General features: G+C 45.2%; 6 protein-coding genes and 1 pseudogene. 6 read left to right on the plus strand and 1 reads right to left on the minus strand.

All coding sequences use genetic code 11. The features are described 5' to 3' along the window. The 5 genes and pseudogenes from HNH97_RS18080 to HNH97_RS16885 form a co-directional block, all read left to right on the plus strand. A pseudogene (locus HNH97_RS18080) lies at positions 1-330 on the plus strand (hypothetical protein); the annotation flags it as partial. A 12-nt stretch (positions 331-342) separates the two neighbouring features. Beyond that, entirely contained in the window at positions 343-1,620 is a 1,278-nt protein-coding gene (locus tag HNH97_RS16870; RefSeq protein WP_244949517.1) for a cbb3-type cytochrome c oxidase subunit I, read from the plus strand. A gap of 6 nt (positions 1,621-1,626) precedes the next feature. Further along, positions 1,627-1,992, plus strand: a complete 366-nt coding sequence (locus HNH97_RS16875; protein ID WP_010512344.1) for a DUF488 domain-containing protein — start codon at positions 1,627-1,629, stop codon at positions 1,990-1,992. Between the two features lie 61 nt (positions 1,993-2,053). Further along, positions 2,054-2,443: a PAS domain-containing protein gene (locus HNH97_RS16880; RefSeq protein WP_113597095.1), complete on the plus strand. Its 390-nt coding sequence runs from the start codon at positions 2,054-2,056 to the stop codon at positions 2,441-2,443. Then, the gene (locus HNH97_RS16885; protein ID WP_023524174.1) at positions 2,440-2,712 is read left to right on the plus strand and encodes a DUF1971 domain-containing protein; all 273 of its coding nucleotides are present in this window, start codon (positions 2,440-2,442) and stop codon (positions 2,710-2,712) included. Before HNH97_RS16880 ends, HNH97_RS16885 begins: the two co-directional genes overlap by 4 nt. A gap of 13 nt (positions 2,713-2,725) precedes the next feature. Here HNH97_RS16885 and HNH97_RS16890 read toward each other — a convergent pair whose 3' ends face one another. Continuing rightward, complete coding sequence (locus tag HNH97_RS16890; RefSeq protein WP_010512346.1) at positions 2,726-2,941, minus strand: hypervirulence associated TUDOR domain-containing protein; 216 nt, start codon at positions 2,939-2,941, stop codon at positions 2,726-2,728. 35 nt (positions 2,942-2,976) lie between these two features. Between HNH97_RS16890 and HNH97_RS16895 the strand changes: the two genes are divergently transcribed. Further along, positions 2,977-3,555, plus strand: coding sequence for a DUF488 domain-containing protein (locus HNH97_RS16895; RefSeq protein ID WP_171791656.1), 579 nt, complete (start codon positions 2,977-2,979; stop codon positions 3,553-3,555). Positions 3,556-3,759 lie beyond the last annotated feature (204 nt).

The raw sequence follows: 3,759 nt of genomic DNA on the forward strand, positions 1-3,759 counted from the left end.
GCCCATGTCTCGTCCGTAAAGGTGCCTGTTCTGTCTCCTTCTTCCATCCCTACAATATGGGAAGAAATTCAAGATCTAACAGGCCCTAGTTTACGCGAGTGTATTCTGGTTCCTGCACGTCCATTAACATCGAGTCAGAGAAAAATATGGAAATATTTTCTGCTGGTTTCGGCCTTGATACTTATACAAATACTTGTTGGCTCGATCATGGCTCACATGTATTACGACCGGTCTAGCTTTTATGGTTTTGATGTCAATCGTTACATCCCGTTCAGTTTTATGCGTGATGTACATATTCAGGCACCTATAGTCTGGATTGGCCTGTCGTAGATTGGAGCTGCCCTGTTCCTTTCCCCGGTCATCGCCGGAGGCGAAGAAGCACGAGGTCAGGGATGGCTTGTCGATGCTCTATTCTGGGTTACGGCATTTGTTGTGGTTGGCGGTCTCGTCGGAGACTATCTCGGTATTATGGGAGCGATAGATACAAACTGGTTTTGGTTCGGCAATCAGGGGCTCTCTTACATCCAACTTGGTCGGTTCTGGCAGATTGGTTTCTTTGCAGGTTTAATCGTGTGGAGTGCGCTTGTCATGCGCGCTCTCTGGCCAACAGTGCCTGGCTGGATAGATGCTGCTCGTGATTTCTGGACAGGTCGTATCCGGCTTGAACACCTGATCTGGGCCTCAACAGTAAATATTGCCCTGTTGTACGTCTGTGGAATGGTGCCTCTGACAGGAATCGAGAAATCTTTTACACTGGCTGATTTCTGGAGGTGGTGGGTCGTTCATCTGTGGGTTGAGCAATCGTTTGAGTTTTTTGCTGCAACCATGACGGCATGGACTCTTATGGCAACGGGGCTGGTGTCACGAAAGCTGGCCGAGCGCGGAATGTATTTTGAAGTCATTCTCGTCTTTCTTGGTGGAGTGATTGGTACTGGACACCATTTATATTGGGCAGGAGAGCCCAGTATCTGGATCCCATTTGGAACAATGTTTTCGTTTATTGAGGTGCTTCCACTGGTTCTGCTCATCATGGAGGGTATTCATCATTATCGCCTGATCAATGCTCACGGAGATTTCCAGTATCGCGTTGGCTATATGTACATTATTGGCGCTGCTTTCTGGAATTTTGTTGGTGCGGGCGTTTATGGAGGAGGTATCCTGAATGCGCCATTGGTCAACTATTATGAACATGGTACATTTTTAACGTTAAATCATGCACATGCATCTTTGGTTGGCTCCTTTGGTGAACTGGCAATTGGTCTGATTTACTTCTGTCTGCGCTATATCCATGCCGGTGAGAAAACGTTTTCTGAGCGACCAGGGATCTTGGCATTCTGGCTATACAATGCAGGTCTCATTCTCTGGACTGTTCTGAATTTCTTCCCCGTTGGCTGGTCGCAGCTCCTGGCTGTTTACGAGCATGGTTACGCTTATGCACGGAGTGCTGCATTCTATGATACGACATTGTTCTGGCAATGGATGCGCCTGCCTGGTGATGTTGTCTTTGCAGGTGGTGCTTTGGTCATGAGTGGTGATTTTATCATCAAATTGTATCCGCTTTACCCGCTATGGACACAAAGACTTTTTAGGAGTGTGTCTCTGGACACCAAAAAGGATTAGTCTGTCATGAAATCTCGACACGACGTTCGGATAAAACGAGTTTACGATCTGCCTTCGGAAATAGATGGCGTTCGTGTTCTTGTGGATCGATTGTGGCCTCGAGGGTTGCACAAATCAGATGTTAAAATGGATTATTGGTTAAAGAATGCTGCTCCAAGCTCCGATCTTCGACACTGGTTTGATCATGACCCGGCTCACTGGGATGAATTCAAACTCAGGTATCGTCATGAGCTTTCTGAAGGAAATTCCGACATCAAAAAACTTGAGAACCTTATGAAAAAAGGGAGGATCACTCTTCTTTATGCTGCGCATGATCCGCTTCATAATCACGCTCTTGTTCTCCAGAAATTTCTGGATGAGCAGGACATATAGGTATTGACGCTAACGTATAAAAAGTATTCATCCGTTATCACGTTTTTAGGAATTATGTTCCATGCCGAATTTAAGTTTTTCTGAAACAGATCAAAAGAATTCTCCCATTATTTGTGACGATGCGATTGTCCGGGTCCATCGCTCAGGCATCATCGAGTTGTGGGATGACAACGCAGTTCAGATGTTTGGTTTTGCGGCGGAGGAAGCTATTGGGAAGTCACGTGATCTGATTATACCGGAAAAATTACGTGAACGGCACTGGAAAGGTTGGTCTTATGTCGTGGAGCAGGGAGTAACAGGTTTTAATTCAGATCGTACACTCACCGTGCCGGCTTTAAGACGGAATGGTTCGCAGATTGTTGTTGTATTCAATATGGATATCATAAGAAACCATAGTGGAAATATCGATGCGATAAAGGTTGTTTTTCGTGATATCAGGAAGCAGCCATGAAACCGTATCGTATTACGTCGGAGTTCAATGCGATAACTCTTCCCGCAGGTCTGCGTCAGCGTCATGCCACGAAGGCTGGCGTATGGGCAGTTATCCGTATTCTGGAAGGAACTGCGACGCTCGTGTACGTTGACACTGGAGAAGTCAGGCATCTGACACCTTGTGAACCAGGCCTTATCAAACCGGAGCAGACGCATTACCTAAAATTATCTGGTTTGGTCCGGCTAAAACTGGAGTTTTACGATTCTGATCCAGTTCATTCTTTGTGAAGTATATGAACACTTACATCTGTAGCTGTAGGGCCGACCCTTTGTGAAATGCTATATGCCCAGTTTTCTGGCTGACAATCTCGTATTGAGGTTCCTGGCCTGACGCATGATGATGATACCCATTGACGAGAAATGGTGATGTGTGAATTTTCGTAATTTTACCTGTGACATAACCGGCTTCAGAGTTCCATGAAACAATGTCGCCAATTCTGAAGGTTTGTGAAGACATGGTAATTTTCCTTATGCAACCGAAGACACTGTAAAATGACCAAGGTTAAATGTAAGACGATTTATACGATTGGTCACTCTATGCATTCCCTTGACGAGTTTATAACACTTATTTGTCATTATCATATTACATTCGTGGCGGATGTTCGTGCGTTTCCGTATTCTAGGCGTAATCGGGATTACAATGGTAATGTCCTGTCTGAAGCGCTTGGGAAAGTAAACGTTATTTATCGTCATTTTCCGGAGTTAGGCGGGAGACGTCCGCGGTCTAGAACCGTTGCACCTACGATTAATGCATTCTGGCGTGTGCAAAGTTTTCATAATTATGCCGACTATGCTTTAAGCGATGAATTTCAGAAAGGTCTAGCAACTTTAATCGAAGCGAGCCGATATGAAACGGTTGTTTTAATGTGCGCAGAGGTTCTTTGGTGGCGGTGTCATCGGCGCATTATTTCAGATTATCTTCTTTCTAAAGGTTTGACGGTGATCCATATCCTGTCGTTGACGAACACGCAGGAAGGCGTTCTTACGTCTGGTGCTGTTGTCGAACCAACAGGTTGTTTAACGTATCCTCTTCCAGAGTCCGTATGTGTCCAAAATGATGAGAAGTCATAATAAAAATCAGAATATTCCATCGGAACCTGAAGAAATGTTCAGCGCTCTGAGACTCTTTGATGGTGTTTCAAAGCGTGAAAAACGCGTTCTTTTGTCATCTGTAAAAAAAACGATGTGGAGGGATCGAAGAACCCCTGATTGATGTGCTTGGCCGGTAATTTCTGGGTTTTGGCGATTTGATTGACGGTTTTTGCGATGGCCTCC

Source organism: Gluconacetobacter entanii (genome assembly GCF_013155425.1).
Classification (GTDB): domain Bacteria; phylum Pseudomonadota; class Alphaproteobacteria; order Acetobacterales; family Acetobacteraceae; genus Novacetimonas; species Novacetimonas entanii.

What these genes read in the sequence shown, in the direction of transcription:
- HNH97_RS16875 (WP_010512344.1), top strand. Translation starts at nt 1,627, where the DNA reads ATGAAATCTCGACACGACGTTCGGATAAAACGAGTTTACGATCTGCCT.
- HNH97_RS16880 (WP_113597095.1), top strand. Translation starts at nt 2,054, where the DNA reads ATGCCGAATTTAAGTTTTTCTGAAACAGATCAAAAGAATTCTCCCATT.
- HNH97_RS16885 (WP_023524174.1), top strand. Translation starts at nt 2,440, where the DNA reads ATGAAACCGTATCGTATTACGTCGGAGTTCAATGCGATAACTCTTCCC.
- HNH97_RS16895 (WP_171791656.1), top strand. Translation starts at nt 2,977, where the DNA reads ATGACCAAGGTTAAATGTAAGACGATTTATACGATTGGTCACTCTATG.
- HNH97_RS16890 (WP_010512346.1), bottom strand. Translation starts at nt 2,941, where the DNA reads ATGTCTTCACAAACCTTCAGAATTGGCGACATTGTTTCATGGAACTCT.